The sequence below is a fragment of the Cryptosporangium aurantiacum genome (assembly GCF_900143005.1).
Taxonomy (GTDB): Bacteria; Actinomycetota; Actinomycetes; order Mycobacteriales; family Cryptosporangiaceae; genus Cryptosporangium; species Cryptosporangium aurantiacum.
In genome coordinates this window covers 161,271-181,049 of the sequence record NZ_FRCS01000009.1, presented here as the reverse complement: position 1 = coordinate 181,049, position 19,779 = coordinate 161,271, and the positions used below count along the sequence as shown (strand labels likewise).

18 protein-coding genes and 1 riboswitch are annotated in these 19,779 nt (G+C 70.9%); of the genes, 12 read left to right on the top strand and 6 right to left on the bottom strand.

Annotation, left to right across the window (positions count from 1 at the left end):
* Nucleotides 1–93: 93 nt before the first annotated feature.
* From BUB75_RS27730 to BUB75_RS27710, 5 genes are all read left to right on the top strand, one after another.
* Nucleotides 94–915, top strand: coding sequence for a class I SAM-dependent methyltransferase (locus tag BUB75_RS27730; RefSeq protein ID WP_073260778.1), 822 nt, complete (start codon nucleotides 94–96; stop codon nucleotides 913–915).
* A 258-nt stretch (nucleotides 916–1,173) separates the two neighbouring features.
* Nucleotides 1,174–2,394, top strand: coding sequence for a GAF domain-containing protein (locus BUB75_RS27725; protein ID WP_073260777.1), 1,221 nt, complete (start codon nucleotides 1,174–1,176; stop codon nucleotides 2,392–2,394).
* Nucleotides 2,395–2,421: 27 nt separating this feature from the next.
* Nucleotides 2,422–2,553, top strand: a riboswitch (SAM riboswitch).
* A 60-nt stretch (nucleotides 2,554–2,613) separates the two neighbouring features.
* On the top strand, nucleotides 2,614–3,432 hold the full coding sequence (locus BUB75_RS27720) for an SAM-dependent methyltransferase (RefSeq protein ID WP_073260776.1): 819 nt from the start codon (nucleotides 2,614–2,616) through the stop codon (nucleotides 3,430–3,432).
* Between the two features lie 201 nt (nucleotides 3,433–3,633).
* The gene (locus BUB75_RS27715; RefSeq protein ID WP_342761158.1) at nucleotides 3,634–4,158 is read left to right on the top strand and encodes an AAA family ATPase; all 525 of its coding nucleotides are present in this window, start codon (nucleotides 3,634–3,636) and stop codon (nucleotides 4,156–4,158) included.
* Between the two features lie 33 nt (nucleotides 4,159–4,191).
* Entirely contained in the window at nucleotides 4,192–4,797 is a 606-nt protein-coding gene (locus BUB75_RS27710; RefSeq protein WP_073260774.1) for an HD domain-containing protein, read from the top strand.
* A 330-nt stretch (nucleotides 4,798–5,127) separates the two neighbouring features.
* Here the strand turns inward: BUB75_RS27710 and BUB75_RS27705 are convergent, their stop codons facing one another.
* Both BUB75_RS27705 and pip read right to left on the bottom strand, forming a co-directional pair.
* Nucleotides 5,128–5,667: a GNAT family N-acetyltransferase gene (locus BUB75_RS27705; RefSeq protein WP_073260773.1), complete on the bottom strand. Its 540-nt coding sequence runs from the start codon at nucleotides 5,665–5,667 to the stop codon at nucleotides 5,128–5,130.
* A 279-nt stretch (nucleotides 5,668–5,946) separates the two neighbouring features.
* The gene (gene pip, locus BUB75_RS27700; RefSeq protein ID WP_073260772.1) at nucleotides 5,947–6,900 is read right to left on the bottom strand and encodes a prolyl aminopeptidase; all 954 of its coding nucleotides are present in this window, start codon (nucleotides 6,898–6,900) and stop codon (nucleotides 5,947–5,949) included.
* Nucleotides 6,901–7,076: 176 nt separating this feature from the next.
* On the opposite strand from pip, the gene BUB75_RS27695 reads away from it, so the two are divergent.
* Nucleotides 7,077–9,296 carry an NADP-dependent isocitrate dehydrogenase gene (locus tag BUB75_RS27695; protein WP_073260981.1) on the top strand — a complete coding sequence of 740 codons (2,220 nt, stop codon included), beginning with the start codon at nucleotides 7,077–7,079 and terminating at the stop codon, nucleotides 9,294–9,296.
* 31 nt (nucleotides 9,297–9,327) lie between these two features.
* On the opposite strand, the gene BUB75_RS27690 is transcribed toward BUB75_RS27695, so the two are convergent.
* Nucleotides 9,328–10,389 (bottom strand): DUF2293 domain-containing protein, encoded by a 1,062-nt coding sequence (locus tag BUB75_RS27690; protein ID WP_073260979.1) that lies wholly within the window; start codon nucleotides 10,387–10,389, stop codon nucleotides 9,328–9,330.
* A gap of 127 nt (nucleotides 10,390–10,516) precedes the next feature.
* Between BUB75_RS27690 and BUB75_RS27685 the strand changes: the two genes are divergently transcribed.
* From BUB75_RS27685 to BUB75_RS27660, 6 genes are all read left to right on the top strand, one after another.
* Nucleotides 10,517–11,416, top strand: a complete 900-nt coding sequence (locus BUB75_RS27685) for an acyl-CoA thioesterase (protein WP_073260771.1) — start codon at nucleotides 10,517–10,519, stop codon at nucleotides 11,414–11,416.
* Between the two features lie 42 nt (nucleotides 11,417–11,458).
* Nucleotides 11,459–12,469, top strand: coding sequence for an LLM class flavin-dependent oxidoreductase (locus tag BUB75_RS27680; protein ID WP_218617797.1), 1,011 nt, complete (start codon nucleotides 11,459–11,461; stop codon nucleotides 12,467–12,469).
* 25 nt (nucleotides 12,470–12,494) lie between these two features.
* Complete coding sequence (locus BUB75_RS27675) at nucleotides 12,495–13,787, top strand: cation:proton antiporter (protein WP_073260769.1); 1,293 nt, start codon at nucleotides 12,495–12,497, stop codon at nucleotides 13,785–13,787.
* 85 nt (nucleotides 13,788–13,872) lie between these two features.
* The gene (locus BUB75_RS27670; protein WP_218617796.1) at nucleotides 13,873–14,403 is read left to right on the top strand and encodes a SigE family RNA polymerase sigma factor; all 531 of its coding nucleotides are present in this window, start codon (nucleotides 13,873–13,875) and stop codon (nucleotides 14,401–14,403) included.
* Between the two features lie 2 nt (nucleotides 14,404–14,405).
* Complete coding sequence (locus BUB75_RS27665) at nucleotides 14,406–15,512, top strand: hypothetical protein (protein ID WP_073260768.1); 1,107 nt, start codon at nucleotides 14,406–14,408, stop codon at nucleotides 15,510–15,512.
* Between the two features lie 113 nt (nucleotides 15,513–15,625).
* Nucleotides 15,626–16,195: a DUF3455 domain-containing protein gene (locus tag BUB75_RS27660; protein WP_073260767.1), complete on the top strand. Its 570-nt coding sequence runs from the start codon at nucleotides 15,626–15,628 to the stop codon at nucleotides 16,193–16,195.
* A gap of 4 nt (nucleotides 16,196–16,199) precedes the next feature.
* Here BUB75_RS27660 and BUB75_RS27655 read toward each other — a convergent pair whose 3' ends face one another.
* Genes BUB75_RS27655 through BUB75_RS27645 form a run of 3 tightly spaced genes read right to left on the bottom strand, consistent with a single transcriptional unit; the run spans nucleotide 16,200 to nucleotide 19,764 of the window.
* Complete coding sequence (locus tag BUB75_RS27655; RefSeq protein ID WP_218617794.1) at nucleotides 16,200–17,456, bottom strand: PucR family transcriptional regulator; 1,257 nt, start codon at nucleotides 17,454–17,456, stop codon at nucleotides 16,200–16,202.
* Nucleotides 17,423–18,274 carry an SDR family NAD(P)-dependent oxidoreductase gene (locus BUB75_RS27650; protein ID WP_073260766.1) on the bottom strand — a complete coding sequence of 284 codons (852 nt, stop codon included), beginning with the start codon at nucleotides 18,272–18,274 and terminating at the stop codon, nucleotides 17,423–17,425. Before BUB75_RS27650 ends, BUB75_RS27655 begins: the two co-directional genes overlap by 34 nt.
* The gene (locus BUB75_RS27645; protein ID WP_073260765.1) at nucleotides 18,271–19,764 is read right to left on the bottom strand and encodes a flavin-containing monooxygenase; all 1,494 of its coding nucleotides are present in this window, start codon (nucleotides 19,762–19,764) and stop codon (nucleotides 18,271–18,273) included. The genes BUB75_RS27650 and BUB75_RS27645 overlap by 4 nt, the downstream gene beginning before the upstream one ends.
* Nucleotides 19,765–19,779: the final 15 nt, after the last annotated feature.

Sequence of the window (19,779 nt, the reverse complement as noted above, 5' to 3'; positions counted from 1 at the left end):
GCTCCACATTCCGGTGGACGCTCCCGCACGGGTCGCGCCGCCACGCTGACGAGCAGCAAGGAGGTCCCACGACGATCAAGAGGGGTCGAACCAATGACCATCACGCTGCCGGCCTTCACGCCGCTCGAGGACAGCCTGTGGCTGACCCTGTGCGGCAGGGCTCTCGACAACCGCTCGTCGCGTCCCATCCTCGGCGACGCCACGTCCGACCAGATCGTGCGCACCCTCGACTACGACTACGACAAGCTCCACATCGACACGAATTTCCGGCTCAGCGTCGCCCTCCGGGCCAAGAAGCTGGACCAGGTGGTCGGCGACTTCCTGGCTCGCCACCCGGACGCGGTCGTGCTAGACCTCGGCGTCGGGCTCGACACCCGGCACGCGCGGCTGACCGTGCCGGCCAGGGCCGACTGGTACGACGTCGACTTCCCCGCGGTCGCCGCCGTCCGGGAACGCCTGATCCCCGCAGACCCGAATCGTCACGTCATCGGCGCGGACGTGCGTGACCCGGGCTGGTTGGACGCCGTACCGACCGGACGGCCGGCCGTGATCGTGGCCGACGGTCTGATGGGGTTCCTCAGCGAGGACGAGATGGTGTCGCTGTGGAACCGGCTCCTCAGCCACTTCCCCAGCGGGGAGCTCGTCTTCAACGCCTACACCCGCTTCGCCGTCTGGGTGGCCCGGCACGCGCGCGGCACGAAGTCGGTCGCCGGGCTGATGAGATTTCCCGGCATGGACGACCCCCGGAAGCCGGAAAGCTGGAATCCCAAACTCCGCCTGGTCCGGGAGATCGTGCTCAGCAACGAACCGGAAGTCGCCGAGTTCCCGCCGCGCTGGCGCCTGTTCCAACGGCTCATCGCGCACAGCACCACCCTGTCCAGGATGGCGAGCTTCGTGCTGCACTACCGCTTCTGAACTGCTTCCCAGCCGCCCGGTTCTCAGCCGGCCGGCCCGGCTACGCGATCTGGGCGCGACCCTCCTGCCGGTGGAACGCCTGACGGAACACTCAGCTGGTTACTCGGGCCGGATATACCATTAGGCCATATATGGGGGATTAGCCGGAAGGGGCATCGAACACCGGACCGCACGGGCTATGGTCCGACCGAATGTCCCTGATCCTCCCCATGTAGCCGGCACTGCGCGGGCGAGTGGAGCCGGAAGGAGCACCACCCGATGGCTCAGGCGCAGGCACCGGCGACCCTGCCACCGGCGATGGACGCCGTCGCGGAGAGCATCGCGGCGGCCATCGACGCGCCGATCGGCAAAGTGACGCTGGTCAGCATGGAGTGGAGTCGCCTGGTCGGTCTGCACGGCCTCGGCGGTCCGCTGGCCGACTCCCGCCGGGTCGCCATCGAGCGGTCCCTGAGCCAGCGAGTCGTCGCCGCAGGCACGCCTGTGCTCATCGAGGATGGGCGCGCCGACTCCCGCTGCCGCTACCTCGGTGCGGTGGCGCAAGCGACCGTCGGCGCGTTCGTCGGCGTGCCGCTGCTGAACGTCACGGATCAGGTCGTCGGCGCGATCTGCGTCATGGACACCCGCCCCAGACCGTGGCGTGCGCACGAAGTCGCCGCACTACGCGGCGCAGCCGCCGCCGTGCGCGGCCTGCTGATCCCCGATCCGGGCCAAGCCCCAGCACTGCACCCGGCCGAAACCGACACGGCTACCGGCTCCGAGGCGTACATCGCCGTCGGGCCCAGCGGAACCATCCAGGTGTGGAGCGCCACCGCGGCCCAGCTTCTCGGGTGGACCGCCCCACAGGTACTCGGCCGCCCGCTGGAAGCAGTCCTCTTTCCCTCCGGCGCTCCCCGCCAGATCCGGCACGCGCTCCAGGCCCTGCTGCGCCCCCCGGGCCCCCGGACGGCCGGCGGTGAACACCTACAGACCCGGGTCACCACGCGGGAGGGCCGCTCGGTGCCGGTCGAGGCACGGCTCTCCCTCGTCCCGGACGCGGACCAGCCTTTCCTCAGCCTGCGGATCCACGACGCATCGCGGCTGGTTCCCGCCGAGGTCGCGGTCGCCGGACGGGAAGGCTTCCTCAACGGAGTCCTCGAAGGACTGCCCTGGGGTGTCTTCGTCTGCGACCAGGACGGGCGCCCGCTCTACCTCAACACCACCCTGCGGACCACGCTCGCGAGCGTCACCGCCCAAGCCTCACCGTTCGTCGAACTCACCCAGCACTGCCTGACCCACCGCGACGGACGGCCCCTGGCGCCGCAGGAGTACCCCAGCGCCCGCGCGCTCCGAGGCGAGCACCTCCGGGGCCTCGACCTCGCGATCACCCCGCCCGGCACACCGCCGCAACCGATCCTCGTCGACACCGGTCCCGTCGTCGTGAACGGCGTGACCCGCGGCGCCGTGCTCGTCATGCGGCCCTCCCCCCACCCGACCAGCTGACCGGGAGCCGTTGCGGTCCTGCGCAGAGGTCACGAGTGCCAACGCAGAGCCCCGGCTTGCCGGCCGGCAACCCTCCGTTCGCGGGCGGGGTGCTCCGGCATGGTGATGCCTGCGCGTCTGCGGTGTCCTTGGTGGACTCCCGTAGAGTGAGCGTCGATTGCACGTATGCGTGTCGGGATGGACCGGAGGGTCGCGGTGACCAGTAGTACCCCCGAGTGGATGCGCCCGAATCCGGACGCGATAGCGCGGGCTTCGACGGTGGACTTACACACCGATCGCCCGCACACCGCGCGCATCTACGACTTCGTTCTCGGCGGTAAGGACAACTTCCCGGCCGACCGGGCCGCTGCCGAGGGCATGCTCGCCGAGTGGCCGTCGCTGCGTGTCGCGATGCGCGAGAACCGGAAGTTCATGCACCGGGTGACCCGGTACCTGGTGGAGGAGGCCGGCATCCGGCAGTTCCTCGACGTCGGCACCGGAATTCCGACCTCCCCGAACCTCCACGAGATCGCGCAGGCCGTCGCGCCCGAGTCGCGGGTCGTGTACGTCGACAACGACCCGATCGTGCTGGCCCACGCCAGGGCGCTGCTGACTAGCACGGACGAGGGCGCCACCGCCTACCTCGACGCCGACATGCGGAACCCGGCGGCGATCATGGAATCCGCCGAGGTAGCCGCCACGCTCGACCTGACCCGTCCGATAGCCCTGTCGGTGATCGCGGTGATCCAGTTCGTCCCCGACGAGGTGGCCTACGACCTGGTCGCCCGGCTCCTCGAGCCCCTTCCGTCCGGCAGTTACCTGGCGCTGAGCGCGGTCACCACCGACACCGACCCCGGAGCGGCCCGGGTCGTCGCGCAGTACAACGCGCGCGGCATCTTCATGCAGGCCCGCACCAAGGCGCAGACGGCCAAGTTCTTCGAGGGTCTGGAGCTGGTGGATCCCGGCGTTCAGTTGGTGCAGCACTGGCGACCGGACGACACGCCGACCACCGCTGACAACGAGAGCGGCGTGTACGCCGGGCTCGCCCGTAAGCCCTGAGGCCCCGTCGTACCTCGGCGGGGATGGCCCGGTCGCCGTGGACCTCGTTCCTGCTCGGCCCAGCCCGATTTCGTCAGTACCGGTCTCGTGGAGGCCACAGCCGGCCCCGCGGCACCCGAGCGCGTTCCCGCGCGGGCCCCGACAAGTCGGTCGCCCAGTTCCCGATCGCTGTGTGATGCTTCGCCGGTGTCCTTGATCTGGGTGACCGGGAATTCCGGCGCAGGCAAGTCCACTGTCTGCGAGTTGCTCAAACGCCACGGGCACGACGCGGTCGATGCTGACTGGGAGGGTTACAACCACTGGGTGGACCGAACCACCGGCCGAATCGTGGTCAATCCGCCCTACCCGGCGCCCAGCGGATGGTTGCATCGCTTCGGGTGGAAAATCGACCGCGCACACGTCGAGGCTCTCGCCGCGCGAGCCGCTGGTCAGACCGTGTTTCTCTGCGGATCAGTTGAGAACGAGGACGAGGTCCGGGACCTGTTCGACCTCATGATTTGCCTGGTAGTCGACGACAGGACCGTCACGGCGCGGTTGGCGAACCGCACCACGAACGCATTCGGGCGGCAGCCGGAGGAACTGGCCGCAGCGCTGGACGACAACGCCACCACCGAGTCCATGTACCGGCGGTTCGGCGCGACGATCATCGACGGCACACGCGCACCCGAGACGGTCATGGGTGAGGTCCTCGCCGCCGCCCGCTCAGTTCAACCAAACAATCGCTGACCGCTACCCCGCCCACTCGACCGAGGTAGACCGATGATTCCTGGCGATACCTGGATCCCGGACGACGAACAGATCCGTTCCTTGCATCGCCGGCTGGCGCCGACCGCGGAAGCTTTCGAGCTGGTCTACCGACACTGCCAGATCGTGTGCCGGATCGCCGAACAGCTCCTCGACCGCGGCGGTCGCCGTCTGGACCGCCAGTTGGTCCGGGCCGGGAGCCTCCTGCACGATGTCGGCGTCTATCGCCTGTACGACCCGGCCGGCGTGATCGACCACGCCAACTACGTCCGGCACGGCGTGGCCGGTCACCAGTTGCTGCAGGAACTGGGTTGGCCGGAGCGGATCTGCCGGTTCTGCTCCCACCACACCGGGACGGGACTCACCCGCGGGGACGTGATCGTGCAACGCCTTCCGATCCCGGTCGCGGACTATCTGCCCGCCACCGAGGAAGAGGAACTCGTCATGTACGCGGACAAGTTCCACAGCAAGACCACACCACCGGTCTTCCTCACTCCAGAGGATTGCCTGACCGGGCTCCGCCGTTTCGGGCCGGACAAGGCCGAACGTTTCACCGCGCTCCGCACCAAGTTCGGTGACCCCGACCTCGCACCGGTGATCGGCGGCCACGCCGACCGCTGACATAACCCGCCACGGCAGGCAGTACGGCCGCAGCCAGGGCGAGCAGCGATAGCGTCGTCGCTCGGCTGCGTCCAAGAGACTGGACGAAGTGAGTAGGACTAACGCACCGCCGAGACAGAGCAGGAGCCAGGCGGTCCGGCGGTGGCGTAACGCGCGCCCTGGCCTACCGTCACGGGCATGGCCGACGACGATTTCACCTGGCCGTTAGACAAAGCTTCGACCTTGAGACTCGGCCGGCGTTTGGCGGCCGAGGTTCCGAGTGCGAAGGACACCCCGTTGACCGTCCCGCGCTTGCGGCGCCTTCCGAATGGGAGGAAGCAGCCCGCCGGCTCAACCGGTAGAGACCCAGTACCGCAACTTCGCGCCCCGCTGATCGTCGAACACCCCGCCATTGCCCTCGATGACTTTCCGCGACGCGACGTTGTCCACGTCGCACGTCAGCAGCGCGGACTCGATCCCCAGAGCGCGCGCCACCGGCAGAGCCGCACGCAACATCGCCGTCGCGTGACCACGGCGGCGCGCGGAGGGACGTACGTCGTAGCCGATGTGGCCCCCGACCTCTCGCAGAGTAGGCGTCAAGCGGTGCCGGATCGCGATCCGTCCGAGGTACTCCTCGTCCTCGACCCACCACAGCGTCGTGGCCGGCACGTATCCTGGGCGCCGCGGCGAATCCTCCCGCGCCTGGGCCAGGAGCCAGTCGACGTACCGGGCGAACCCCGCGGCCTCCGACCAGTCCGGTCCGAACCGGCGGATCTCGTAGCCCATCTCGGTCTGGTCCGTCTCCGCGCCGCGACCCTCGCCGCGGAACTCCGCCATCCCGGCGAGGAACGAAACACGCAGACCCACCGTGGGCACGCTCAGCTCTGCCATGTCCTAGTGCTACCTACGTCCCGCAGCGGACGCACCCGAGATTCGACGCCTTCGATCGCGCCGCGCGCCATGCGTGCACGCGTCCGGCGATCGACACGGTGTTAGCATCCGCCGGTGCCCGGCCCTCGGCGTCGCGCCGTTCCGTTCTTGCAACCGGTGTACGACCTGATGTGGGCCGACGTCGAGACCGACGCGGTTGCGGTCGAGACCGTCGCTGTCTGGAGTCGACGAACCGCTGGGGCTCCCTGACACGGTGCCCGGCTCGCCGGACTGGCGGCATCACCGAAAGCTGTCGGTGGCGGTGATCAGCGCGTCGAGGATGCCCGGTTCGTCGAACGCGTGCCCGGCGTCGTCCACCAGCACGAACTGCGCGTCAGGTAACGCACGGTGCAGGTCCCACGCCGTCGTGGCGGGCGTACAGAGGTCGTAGCGTCCCTGCACGATGACGGTCGGGATACCGGCCAGCTTGCCCGCCTCGGCGATCAGCTGTCCCTCGGCGAGCCAGCCGCCGTGGCGGAAGTAGTGGTTTTCGATCCGGGCGAACGCGGTCGCGAACGGCGCCCGGCCGTAGGAGGCCAGCAGCTCCGGCCGGGGCAGCAGCGAGATGTTCCCGGCCTCCCAGCGCGCCCACGCCACCGCGGCGGACTCGTGCACCGCGGGGTCGGGGTCGAACAGCAGCCGCGCGTAGGCGTCGACGAACCCGCCGGGTCGTGTTCCCGGCACCGCGGCGGCGAACTCTTCCCAGCGGTCGGGGGCCAGTGCCCCGGCCGGGCCCTCGTAGAACCACGCGATCTCGCTCCGCCGCAGCGTGAAGATGCCCCGCAGCACCAGCTCGGTGACCCGGTCGGGGTGGGTCTCCGCGTAGGCCAGCGCCAGCGTCGACCCCCACGACCCGCCGAACACCTGCCAGCGGTCGATACCCAGATGCTCACGGAGTAATTCCAGGTCGGCGACCAAGTGCCAGGTCGTGTTCGCGCTCAGGTCCGCGACCGGATCGCCGGCGTGCGGTGTCGAGCGGCCACATCCGCGCTGGTCGAGCAGGACGATGCGGTAGCGGCTGGGGTCGAACAGCCTGCGATGCATCGGCGAGCTGCCGCCACCCGGACCGCCGTGCAGGAAGACGACGGGTTTGCCGGCGGGCGTCCCGCACTCCTCCCAGTAGATCGAGTGGCCGTCGCCGACGTCGAGCAAGCCGGAGCGGTGCGGATCGAGGGGCGGATACAGAACGCGCATGCCGTTCACGTTAGGCCGCTGGGGCGGAAGTAGCGGACACCCGATACAGTACGCGTGTACTGTTCGTTGCGCCGCAGTTCACGGGTATACCGGGGGGCGTACGGAAAGTGTCCGCTTAGGGGCGCTTACGGTACTGATTCAACGACAACGCGGTGCGGATCTGGAGCGGAGCCCTGGTGACGAACTCAACCATCATCTACACCCATACGGACGAGGCGCCTGCGCTGGCGACCTACTCGTTCCTGCCGGTGATCCAGGCCTACGCGTCACAGGCCGGCGTCGGCGTCGAGCTGCGTGACATCTCCCTCGCCGGGCGCCTCCTCGCGGTCTTCCCGGAGTTCCTCACCGAGGAGCAGCGGATCTCCGACGCCCTGAGCGAGCTCGGCGAGCTGGCCAAGCGTCCCGAAGCGAACATCATCAAGCTGCCGAACATCTCGGCGTCGATCCCGCAGCTCAAGGCCGCGGTGGCGGAGCTGCAGGGCCTCGGTTACGCGCTGCCGGACTACCCGGACGAGCCCAAGACCGACGAGGAGCGCGACATCCGCGCCCGCTACGACAAGGTCAAGGGCTCCGCGGTCAACCCGGTGCTGCGCGAGGGCAACTCCGACCGCCGCGCCCCCGCGTCGGTGAAGAACTACGCGAAGACCCACCCGCACCGGATGGGCGCCTGGTCCGCCGACTCGAAGACCAACGTCGCGACGATGGGCGTCGACGACTTCCGCTCGACCGAGAAGTCGACGGTGATCGAGGCCGACGGCGCACTGCGCATCGAGCTCGTCGGCGACGACGGGACCACGTCCGTGCTGCGCGAATCGGTGCCGGTGAAGGCCGGTGAGGTCGTCGACGCGTCGGTGCTGCGGGTCGCGGCGCTGCGGGAGTTCCTCACCGCCCAGGTCGCCCGCGCCAAGGCCGAGAACATCCTGTTCTCGGTCCACCTCAAGGCCACGATGATGAAGGTCTCCGACCCGATCATCTTCGGCCACGTCGTCCGCGCGTTCTTCCCGGAGACGTTCGCCACCCACGGCGCGGCTCTCGCGGCCGCTGGCCTCTCCCCCAACGACGGCCTCGGTGGGATCTTCAAGGGCCTCGAGGCGCTGCCCGACGGTGACACGATCAAGGCCTCGTTCGACGCCGAGCTGGCCGCCGGACCCGCGCTGGCGATGGTCGACTCGGACAAGGGCATCACGAACCTGCACGTCCCGTCCGACATCATCGTCGACGCCTCGATGCCGGCGATGATCCGCACGTCGGGCCACATGTGGGGCCCGGACGGGAACGAGCACGACGCGCTCGCGGTGCTGCCGGACTCCAGCTACGCCGGGGTCTACCAGGCCGTGCTCGACGACTGCCGCGCGAACGGCGCGTTCGACCCGGCGACGATGGGCTCGGTGCCGAACGTCGGCCTGATGGCGCAGAAGGCCGAGGAGTACGGCAGCCACGACAAGACGTTCGAGGTCCCCACGACCGGCACCGTCCGTCTCGTCGCCGAAGACGGCACGGTCGTTCTGGAGCAGGCCGTGTCGGCAGGCGACATCTTCCGCGCCTGCCAGACCAAGGACGCGCCGATCCGCGACTGGGTCAAGCTCGCCGTCACCCGCGCCCGCGCGACCGGCGACCCGGCCGTGTTCTGGCTCGACGCCACCCGCGCCCACGACGCGAACCTGATCGCCAAGGTCGAGCAGTACCTGCCTGAGCACGACACCGAGGGCCTGGACATCAAGATCCTGTCCCCGGTCGAGGCGACGAAGCTCTCGGTGGAGCGGATCCGGCGCGGCGAGAACACGATCTCGGTCACCGGCAACGTGCTGCGCGACTACCTGACCGACCTGTTCCCGATCCTCGAACTGGGCACCAGCGCGAAGATGCTCTCGGTCGTCCCGCTGATGGCCGGTGGTGGCCTGTTCGAGACCGGCGCGGGCGGCTCGGCGCCGAAGCACGTCCAGCAGCTGGTCAAGGAGAACTACCTGCGCTGGGACAGCCTGGGTGAGTTCTTCGCGCTCGCCGCGAGCTTCGAGCACCTCGCGCAGAGCACCGGCAACCAGCGGGCGCAGATCCTCGCCGACACACTCGACCGGGCGACCGCGACGTTCCTCAACGAGGACAAGTCCCCGACCCGCCGGGTCGGTGGCATCGACAACCGCGGTTCGCACTTCTACCTGTCGCTGTACTGGGCGCAGGAGCTGGCGAAGCAGACCGAGGACGCCGAGCTCGCGAAGGCGTTCGGCCCGCTGGCCGAGACGCTGTCCGCGAACGAGCAGACGATCGTCGACGAGCTGCTCGCGGTGCAGGGTAAGCCCGCCGACATCGGCGGCTACTACCAGCCGGATGCCACGAAGGCCGCCGCCATCATGCGTCCGTCCACCACCTGGAACAACGCGCTCGCGTCCCTGAGCTGAGCCGAACGCGAAACCGGCCTCTAACGCGACGTTAGAGGCCGGTTTCGCGTCGATTGGTGCGCCAGGTGGTGAGGACGGCGTCGAGGCGGGTGCGGATGCGGTCACGGGCCTCGCGGCGCGGCACGCCGGCCATCAGCAGCGCGTCGTACTCGGTGTCCTCGTGCCGCACCGACGCGACCACGGCCAGCGTCACCGCCTGCTCGTCGAGCGCCTTGGCCGCGGCCGAGCGTCCGACCCGTCCGCTGCTGCGCTCCCCCGCGCGCCGCGCGATCGCGTCCGCCCGCTCGGGGGAGCAACCGGGGAACAGCGCGGTGATCCGCCCGGCCAGCGCCGCCTGGTACGCCACGTCGGCGGCGTCCCGCCGGACCTCGTCGCGCTGCCGCCTGCGTTCCCGCGCGTCCTCGTCGGCCAGGCAGGATTCCTCGGCGCGCGCGAGCGCGCCCTCCTCGACCAGGATTCCCTGCCGCTCGTAGCGCTTCCGCCTCCGGTTGTAGCGGACGACGATCGCGGACAGCGTGCTCTCCTTCTTCGCCCGGCGGGACAGCGCGGCGTTGCCCGCCGGCAGAAACACGAGGTGATCCAGGTCGGCGCAGCCCGGGCAGAGCCGCTCGTCGCCCTCCGGGACCTGGTACGGCGCGGTCCCGTCGCAGGCGTCGCAGACCCACACGCCAGTCGCGACGTGCACGACCAGGTCCGGCACCGCCTGCTGCCGCGCGGCGAGCCGCTGACGCCGGGCGGCGCTCAGGTCCGCGGCGCTCCACTCGATTCGGAACGCTTGCTCCACCGCGTCGTCGCCGGTGCGGGTGAACCGGAGCGCGCGCCGGTCGCGGCTGGCCGCCACGTACGAGGCCTCGCCGGCGACCAGGCCTTTCTGCTCCGCCCACGACCGCAGAAGACTCACCGCGTCGACCAGCTTTCGGGCGTCGACCGCGGTGGCGGCCTCCAGAGCGTCCAAACGGCCTTGCCGCCAGGTGTCGACCTGGCCGACGCGCACCCAGCGCAGGCCGGTCAGGACGTCGACCGCGGACACCACCTTCCGGGTGGCCAGTGCACTCTCCGCGACCGCGACGACCCGCCGTTCCAGTTTCGACACGCGGCCATTCTGCCGGGCCGGGCGCCGCCGCGCCCGCCAGGCCGAGGCGCACGCGGCGCCGGGCCGCGCGTTCGTGACGCCGTTCACAGCGGCCCCACCGGCGCCGACCATGTGCGAACGTCGACGGATGCACAGCGAAACCCGGGTGGCCCCGGTCAGCCTGGCCGAGATCGTGGAACTCACCGACGCCGGCCCAGGACGATACGTCGCCGCCGGGGCCGACCGGTCCTCGGGGCCGCGGGTCTACGGTGGTCAGCTGGTCGCTCAGGCGCTGGCCGCCGCCGGCCGCACCGCACCGGACGGCCGGGTGCCGCACTCGCTGCACGGCCACTTCCTGCACCCCGGCGACCCGGACGCACCGATCGAGTACGACGTCGACGCGCTGCGCGACGGCCGCGCGCAGACCGTCCGGCAGGTGCTGGGCAAGCAGGGGCCGCACGACGTGTTCGCGCTGACGGTCTCGTTCGCGCCGGCCGCGGCGTCCGGGCCGGTGCTCGAGCACCAGGAAGCCACCTCCCCGGTACCGGACTTCGACGCGGTCGAGTCGGTCGAGGAGACGCTCGCCCGCGCCGACGCCGGGCTCGGCGAATGGTTCACGCGGCGGATCGCGCCGAAGCCGGTCGAGGTCCGGTTCGTCGAGCGGCCCGCCCGCGACTACGTCCTGCGCGGCGAGGCGCCGCCGTCGCGGCAGCAGGTCCTGATGCGGATCCGCGAGCCGCTGCCCGACAACCCGCTCGCGCACGCGTGCGGGCTGGCCTACTTCTCCGACATGTTCCTGCTCTCGACCGCCGTCTACCCGCACCGGGCCGTGATCGGCGACCGGAACCTGCTGGTGGCCAGCCTCGACCACGCGATCTGGTTCCACGGGCCGGTCCGGGCGGACGAGTGGCTGCTCTACGACATGGAGTCGGACTGGGCCGGCCAGGGCCGTGGCCTGTGCCGCGGCCGGATGTTCGACGCCACCGGTCGCCTGATCGCCACGATCGTCCAGGAGGGGCTGGTCAAACCCCTGAGCCCGCGGGATTAGCCTACTATTCCGATAGGAACAGAACACACTGCGGGAGCTGCCGTGCCGTCGATCCGGACCCTGGCCTTCCTCACCCCCGGCAACTACCCCGACGACGACCCGTATCGCGGCCTGGAGGACACGCTCCGGCAGTTCGAGTACGGCGAGGAACTCGGCTACGACGGCGCCTGGATCCGCCAGCGCCACCTCGAACACGGCGTCGGTTCGGCCGCGGTCTTCCTGGCCGCCGCGGGCCAGCGCACCCAGCGGATCCAGCTCGGCTCCGCGGTGATCCCGATCGGCTACGAGAACCCGTTCCGGCTCGCCGAGGACCTCGCCACGTCCGACGTCCTCTCCCGCGGCCGCCTCCAGGTGGGGTTCAGCGCCGGGCAGCCGCCGCACGTCGACCTGCTCGGGCCGCTCGCGTTCGACGGCGACTGGCGCACCTACGACCTGTCGTACAACCGGATCAGCCGGCTCGCCGACAACCTGCGCGGCACGTTCCTCGGCGACGAGGACACGGTCATCCACTCACCCGGCAACGTGCAGCGGCCGCGGGTCCAGCCGTTCAGCCGCGGCCTGGTCGACCGCCTCTGGTACGGCGGGGGCAGCGGGCGGTCGGCGGCCTGGGCCGGCGGCGCCGGCCTGCACTTACTCACCGGCAACGTCATCACCGGCGAGGGCACCGACGACTTCGTCACCGCGCAGCGCGCGCTGATCCGCACCTACCGGCGCGGTTCCCGCGCCGGGCGGGTCGCGCTCGGCCGCGTCGTGGTCCCGTTCGACAGCGCGGACGCCACGGCGCGCAAACGCTACCGGGCCTACGCCGAGAGCCGATACGAACGGACGCTCGGCCCCAACGGCCCCCAGCGCATCCTGTTCGCCCGTGACCTGGTCGGGCCGTCCGAGCAAATCCTCGAGCAACTGACCGCCGACCCGACGCTCGACGACGTCACCGAATTCCGGATCGAACTGCCGTACGAATTCGACCACGAGGACTACCTGCAGATCCTCTCCGACGTCCGGAACCACGTCGCGCCGGCGCTGGGGTGGCGAACGTCCCGCTTCGAGTGACGGCGCCCGGGGCATGGGTAGCCCCATGGACCCCGTTGACCTGGCCTATGCCGTCGTCGGCGCCGGCGCGTTGCTGGCCGGCGTACTGCCCCGCCTGCTGGAGCGACGGCCGCTGTCGCTGCCGATAGCGTTCCTCGGGCTCGGCATGCTCGTGTTCGCGCTGCCGCTCGACCTCGGGTCGCCGGATCCGATCGAGCACGCCGAGACCACCACCCGCCTCACCGAGATCGGCGTGATCGTCGCGCTGATCGGCGCCGGGCTGAAGCTCGACCGGCCCGTCGGGTGGCGGCGCTGGTCGGTCACCTGGCGTCTGCTGCTGGTCGCGATGCCGTTGACGATCGCGTTCACCGCGCTGCTCGGCTGGTGGTGGGCCGGGCTGGTGCCCGCGTCGGCGTTGCTGCTCGGTGCGGCGCTGGCCCCGACCGACCCGGTGCTGGCCGCCGACGTCCAGGTCGGCGAACCCACCGACGAGGAGGACTCCGAGGACGAGGTCCGGTTCGGGCTGACGTCGGAGGCCGGACTCAACGACGGGCTCGCGTTCCCGTTCGTCTACGGAGCGCTGGCGCTGGCCGGGGCCGGCGTCGCCGCCGACTCGCCGTCGGGCTGGGCCGCGCTCGCCGAGTGGCTCTGGCGCTGGGTCGCGATCGACGTGCTGTGGCGGGTCGCGCTCGGAGTGGCGGTCGGGCTGGGCACCGGGTGGCTGCTCGGCAAGCTGTTCTTCCGGGCCCGGTCGGAGACGCTGCGCCTGGCTGATCACGCGGAGGGTTTCCTGGCGCTGGCGATCACGTTCCTCGCCTACGGCGTGGCCGAACTGATGCACGGCTACGGGTTCCTCGCGGTGTTCGTCTGCGCGGTCTCGGTGCGTGCCGCGGAGCGGTCGCACGGCAGCCACCAGGTGCTGCACGACTTCGCCGAACAGATCGAGCGGCTGCTCACGGTCCTGCTGCTGTTGCTGTTCGGCGGCGCGGTGATCGACGGGCTGCTCGCGCCGTTGACCTGGCAGGCCGCGCTGGTCGGCGTTTTGCTGGTGTTCGTGCTGCGGCCGGCCGCGGCCTGGGTGGCGCTGCGCGGCTCGTCGGCCGGGCCGCGGGAGCGGTGGGTGATCGCGTTCTTCGGCATCCGCGGGATCGGGTCGCTGTACTACCTGGCGTACGCCGCGACGCACGCCAAGTTCCCGGACCTCGAGCTGCTCTGGGCCACGGTCGGTTTTGTCGTCCTGCTGTCGGTCGTCGTGCACGGCGTGGCAGCGACGCCGGTGATGCAACGCCTCGACCGGGCTCGCGACCGCCACGCGCCGGTCGCGGCCTCCGCCGACTGAAAAACTTCCCCGGACGTGTCAACCCTCGCCGCCGCCCCGCCCTCTAGTGAGTGAGGACCGAATCGGCAGACGGAGGCGACTGGCGTTGAGCGACCGGCCCGACGAGGCGGTGAACTCTTTTCGTGACTACGTCCAGACGCGGTTATCCGCGTTGCAGCGCTTGGCCTACCTGCTGTGCCACGATCGGCATCGCGCCGACGACCTGGTTCAGGACGCGCTGTTCAAGCTGTACCTGAAGTGGGATCGGGCGCGCGCCGCCAGCGATCTGAACGCGTATGCGCGCACCACCCTGGTCCGCACGTTCCTCAGTGAACGCCGCACCAACTGGGCGCGCCGGGTGGTGCTGGTCGACCAGCTGCCGGAGGAGGCGTTCGCCGACCCCGACGGTGCCGCCGTCGTCGCCGTCCGCCGGGCACTCGCCGGGCTGCCGCCACGACAGCGCGCGGTGATCGCCCTGCGCTACTACTCCGACCTCTCCGTCGAGGAGACCGCCCAGACGCTGGGCTGCTCGGACGGAACCGTCAAGAGCCAGACCGCTAGGGGCCTCGCCGCCCTTCGCCGCGCGCTGCCCGAGGCAGAGCCGAACGGCGCCGCCACGACCCGGACGAGGAGTTGATCATGGACGAAACCAGGGCCCGGGCGCTGCTGACCCGAATCGTGGACGAGGCGCCGCCCGCATCGCCGGTCGACCCCGACCGCGTGATCGAGCGCGTCGAGGCCTACCGGCACCGGCGGACGCGTTGGACGATCGCGACGGCCGCCGCGCTCGTGCTGGTCGTGGTCGTGGCCACCGCCGCTCTGGCGACCGGCGATCACGACGAAGCCCAGCGGGTGACCCCGGCCGCCCGGCCGTCCGGCGTGCCCAGCCCGTCCGGCTCGACAGGCCCGCCGGACGTCGGCACGCTGCCCCCCACCGCGCCGGCCCAGTTCGATCCGGCACACAGCGACATCCGGGTCACCGGAGTGCCGGACTCGCTGGACGACCGCGGCACCACGCTCTCGCCCACCTACCTCGGGTACTACGCAGTCGGTCGCGATCCGAAGACGAGGAAGCAGTCGCACCTCCAGGTACTGGTGGGCCCGCGCGGACGGACGCTCACCAACCACCTGAAGAGCGCGAGTCACTCCGGCACCGACGGCCCGGCGATCGGAGGCCGCCCGTCGACGTGGACCGCGATCGGCGATTTCGGCTTCGAACTGCGCTGGGACTGGGCGCCGAACGCGGAGGCGTACGTCGTCGTGCCGAAGCTGCCGGACCCGAGGAACCTCGCCGTGCGGATCGCGTCGTCGCTCTCGATCGACCTGTCGACCGCCACCCGGCTCCCGTACACATTCGAGGCGCCCGAGCACTTCACGTTGCGGGAGTTCCAGACGACGACCAGCCCGACCGGCATCCGCGCTCCGTCGGCCACCGTGGCCTACGGCGGCCCCGGCCCGTCCTACGTCAGCATCAACGCCAACCCGATCGGCAACGGCATCGGCACGGCGACCACGACGATCGAAGACCGGCCGGCCCGGGTCGTGGACGAGCGCAGCATGACCGAGCTCACGTCCGTGGTCATGGCGACCGGAGATCTCAAGGTGACGGCCTCCTGCAGTTACCGGCAGAACGCCGAGTTCACCGCCGCACAGCTCAAGGCGCAGTGCCTGGAGCTGGCCGCCACCGTCCAGCAGTCCGCCGACCTGGAGAACCAGGCGGAGTGGCCCCCGTTCGCACCCCGGTAGGCGAATCAGGCCCGGACCGTCCATAACTAAGAGCACCTAAAGCAGTACGCACGGAGATAAGGATCCGTGCGTGAATGGGTTCCTCCACAGGCGACGACACAACGGAGGTTCAGATGTGGGCCATCGGGGGGAAACGCCGGATCCGGGCCGCACTCGCGCTCGCCGGGGTCGGTGCACTCGCCGCGCTGATCGCACCGGCGACCGCGCAGGCCACCGACCACCGGCCCGCCGGGCACCGCTTCACGCTGCCGCCCGGGACACCGGCGCCGGACGGCGACTACCGGGTGCTCTCGGCGTACCGGGTCGTGCGCGGCGTCCAGATCTACACCTGTGACCCGGCCGGCACCTGGAACCCCGCGTCCACACCGGAGGCCACGCTGGCCCGGTACGGCCGGCACGGCCGGATCCACCACTACGGCGGTCCCCGCTGGACGTCGAAGCGCGACGGGTCGACGCTGCTCGGCGCGGTCGCGAAGCGGGTGCCGAAGGACGGCACGATCCCCTGGCTGTTGCTGACCGCGACCCGGGAGAGCGGCGGTCCGGGCACTGAGCTGTACGCGGTGACCCACATCAGCCGCGTGAACACCAGCGGCGGTCTCGCGCCGACCGGTGCCTGCACACCCGGCGAGAAGCGCGCCGTCCGCTACGGCGCCGACTACGTGTTCTGGGTGCCGAAGTCCTGACGTCTCACCCGGGGCGGCCGCGCCAGTGGAGCACCTCCAGCGCGGCCGCGACCGCGGTCGTATTCTGAGCCAGCGGCCGCGGAAGCAGATCGTCGGCCCTGGCCAGCCGCCGCAGCACGGTGTTGCGGTGGGTGAACAGCCGCTCGGCGGTACGCGAGCTGTTGCACTGTTCCCGCAGGTAGGTCAGGAGCGTGTCCCGCAGCTCCGGCTCGGCCGTGGCCAGGGCGCCGAGCGTGTCGGCCACGAACTCGTCGGCCTGGGTCGGGTCGGCGGTCAGCGCGGCCACGAGCTGGACGTCCTCGAACCGGGCGATCCGGCGCGGCGAGGTGAGCCGCGCGAGCATCCGCTGGGTGGTCAGCGCGTCCAGGTGGCTGCGCCGGAACCCCTCCAGGTCCCGGCCCGGCCGCCCGACCGCGACCCGGACGTCCGGGCTGCTCCCGGGAAGGCACGCCTGCAGCGCTTCGGTGGTCGGGGCGTCGGCGGTCGGCAGCCAGATCCAGACCGTGCCGGTGCCGGCCAGCACCGTCAGCCTGCGCTCCGCCCCACCGGCCTTCCGGACGGCCTCCGCGGTGTCCTCCAGCTCGCTGATCGGCGTGCCGGTGCTGCTCCAGACGATCGCCGCCACGTGCGGGCCGCCGAGCCGATACCCGAGCTGCTCCTCGGCCCGCCCGCGGCGGATCGGCGCGCCCTCCAGCAGCAGCGTCACCGCCGCCCGGCGCTCGGCGTGGGTCCCGCGGGTCAGCTCGGACCGCTCGGCCTGCATCCGCACGGTGAGCGCGGTGACCGTGTCGTCGAGGAACGTCGCGATCGACCGGGACGAGACGTCGAGCAATTCCCGCAGCTCGGCGGCGTCGTCGGTCAGCCCGAAGCAGATGTCCATCCAGTGCCGCCAGGCGACGTTCTGCGCGGTGCGATACGAGTCCAGCGACCGCTCGTCGAGGCCGCGCCGCACCAGGTCCCGCGCGATCTCCAGGATCTCCGGGGTGACGTTGGCCGGTACCCGCTCCCCCGGCCGCTGCAGGTTCGCGGTGGCCCAGTGCAGTACGTTCGCGACGTTCGTACGCCGCGCGCCTTCGCTGAGCACCGGGTCCTCGGCGATCGCCCGCATCCGCTCGCCGCCCAGCGCCGCCGCGTACAGCTCTTCGACCCACGCGTCCGGCGGGTGTAGCGCGAGCTCCGCGCCGCGCCGGATCAGCTCGCGGACCCGCGGCGACGGCGTCGGCCAGCTCACGGCTCCGGGAACATCCGTTTGCTCCACCACGTCACCAGCTTCGGATACTGCCGCGGCACCAGCCGGACCAGCGCGTCGATCGCTTTCGCGTCGTTACCGACCAGGATCCGGGGACGGCCCGCTCGCACCCCGTCGAGGATGATCGTGGCCGCCCGCCGCGGGTCCATCCGCAGCAGCTTCTCGCTGTAGGTGCGGGTCCGGGTCTCCTGCTCGGCGGTGACGGTCTCACCGCGCGCCTTCGCGGCGGTCAGCGCGGCGACCGCGATGTTCGTCGCGACGCCGCCAGGGTGGACGACCGTGACGCGCACCGGGTGCCCGTCGCGGAGCATCTCCGAGCGCAGCGTCTCGGTGAAGCCCCGCACCGCGAACTTCGACGTGCAGTAGGGGGCGAGCCCGGCCTGCGCCATGTACCCGTTGAGGCTGGAGATCGTAACGACGTGCCCGTCACCGGATGCGATCAGGTGCGGCAGGAACTCCTTCGTGCCGTGCAGAACGCCCCACAGGTTGACGCCGAGCACCCGCTCGAACGCGCCGTAGCCGGTCTCCAGGATCGACGGTGCGGAGTCGGCGATCCCGGCGTTGTTGTAGAGCTGGTGGACGACGCCGTAGTGGCCGGCTACCGCGGCGGCGTATGCGCGGAACGCGTCCCGGTCGCTGACGTCGAGGCGGTCGGCGTGCACCGGGGCGCCGAGCGCGGTCACCTCGTCGGCCGTCGCGGCGAGCCCGGCGGCGTCGATGTCGCTGATCGCCAGGCGCGCGCCCCGGCGGGCCAGCTCGAGCGCCAGCGCCCGGCCGATCCCGGACCCGGCGCCGGTGACGACCGCGACCTTGCCCGTGACGTCGCTCATCGGACCGTCGCCGTCGCGTCGGCCCGGTCGACGGACGTGAACCGCAGCGCCGGGTCGGTGACCGGGCCGTTGCGCAGCAGCTTGACGTCGGCCTGGTAGTTCATCGACATCAGCCAGGGCGCCGTCAGGCCCTGCCGGGGCAGCTGGTCCAGCGACCGTTTGACGTACCCGGCGTCGAAGTCCAGCAGCGGACGCGTCGGCATGTCCGGGTCGGGCACCACCGGGACGCAGGTGTCGTAACCGTGCGTGTCCATGTGGCCGAGCAGCCGGCAGAAGTACTCGCAGAGCAGACCGACCTTCAGCGTCCACGAGGAGTTCGTGTAGCCGATCGCGAACGCGAGGTTCGGGACGCCGGAGAGCATCATGCCGCGGAACGCGACGGTGTCCGGCAGGTTCACCGGAACGCCGTCGACCGTGGTGTTCACCCCGCCGAACGGCAGCAGGTTCAAGCCGGTGGCGGTGACGATGACGTCGGCCTCCAGCTCCCGGCCGGACGCGAGCCGGATCCCGGTCTCGGTGAACGTCTCGATCCGGTCGGTGACGATCGACGCGGTGCCGCGACGCAGCGCGCGGAACAGGTCCCCGTCGGGCACCGCGCACAGCCGCTGGTCCCACGGGCCGTACGGCGGGTTGAAGTGCTCGTCGACCGGGTAGCCGGCGGGCAGCTGTTTGGCGTTGACCGAGCGGATGATCTTCCGGGCGGCGTTCGGGAACCGCTGGCTGAACTTCCAGACCGCGGCCTGCTGCGCGATGTTCTTGCGGCGGGTCAGCGCGTACGCGCGGTCGGGCGGGAGGAGCTTGCGGAGCCGGTTGGCGATCGGGTCCTTCGACGGGACCGGCATGATGTACGTCGGCGTGCGCTGCAGCATCGTCACGTGGGCGGCGGTGGCGGCCAGCGCGGGCACGAGCGTCACCGCGGTCGCACCGCTGCCGATCACCACGATCCGCTTGCCCGCGTAGTCGAGGTCCTCCGGCCAGTGCTGCGGGTGGACGATCTCGCCGCGGAAGTTCTCGCGGCCCTCGAAGTGCGGTGTGAAGCCCTCGTCGTAGCGGTAGTAGCCGGTCGCACTGAAGATCCAGTTCGCCGAGAGCTGCGTCCGCTCACCGGTGTCCGTGCGTTCGACGTCGACCAGCCAGCGGGCGTCGGCGCTGGACCAGGACGCGCCCAGCACCCGGTGGTGGAACCGGACGTGGCGGTCGATGTTGTTCTCCGCGGCGGTCTCCCGCAGGTAGGCGAGGATCTTGTCGGCGCCGGCGATCGACTGCTCGTCCCGCCACGGCTTGAACTCGTACCCGAACGTGTGCAGGTCGGAGTCCGAGCGGATCCCCGGGTAGCGGAACAGGTCCCAGGTGCCGCCGGTCGCGCCGCGCGCCTCGAGGATCGTGTACGTCTTTCCCGGGACCCGGTTCTGCAGGTAGTAGGCCGCGCCGATCCCGGAGATCCCGGCGCCGACGATCACCACGTCGACGTGCTCGGGTGAAACAGACATACTCGGACTCCCTCG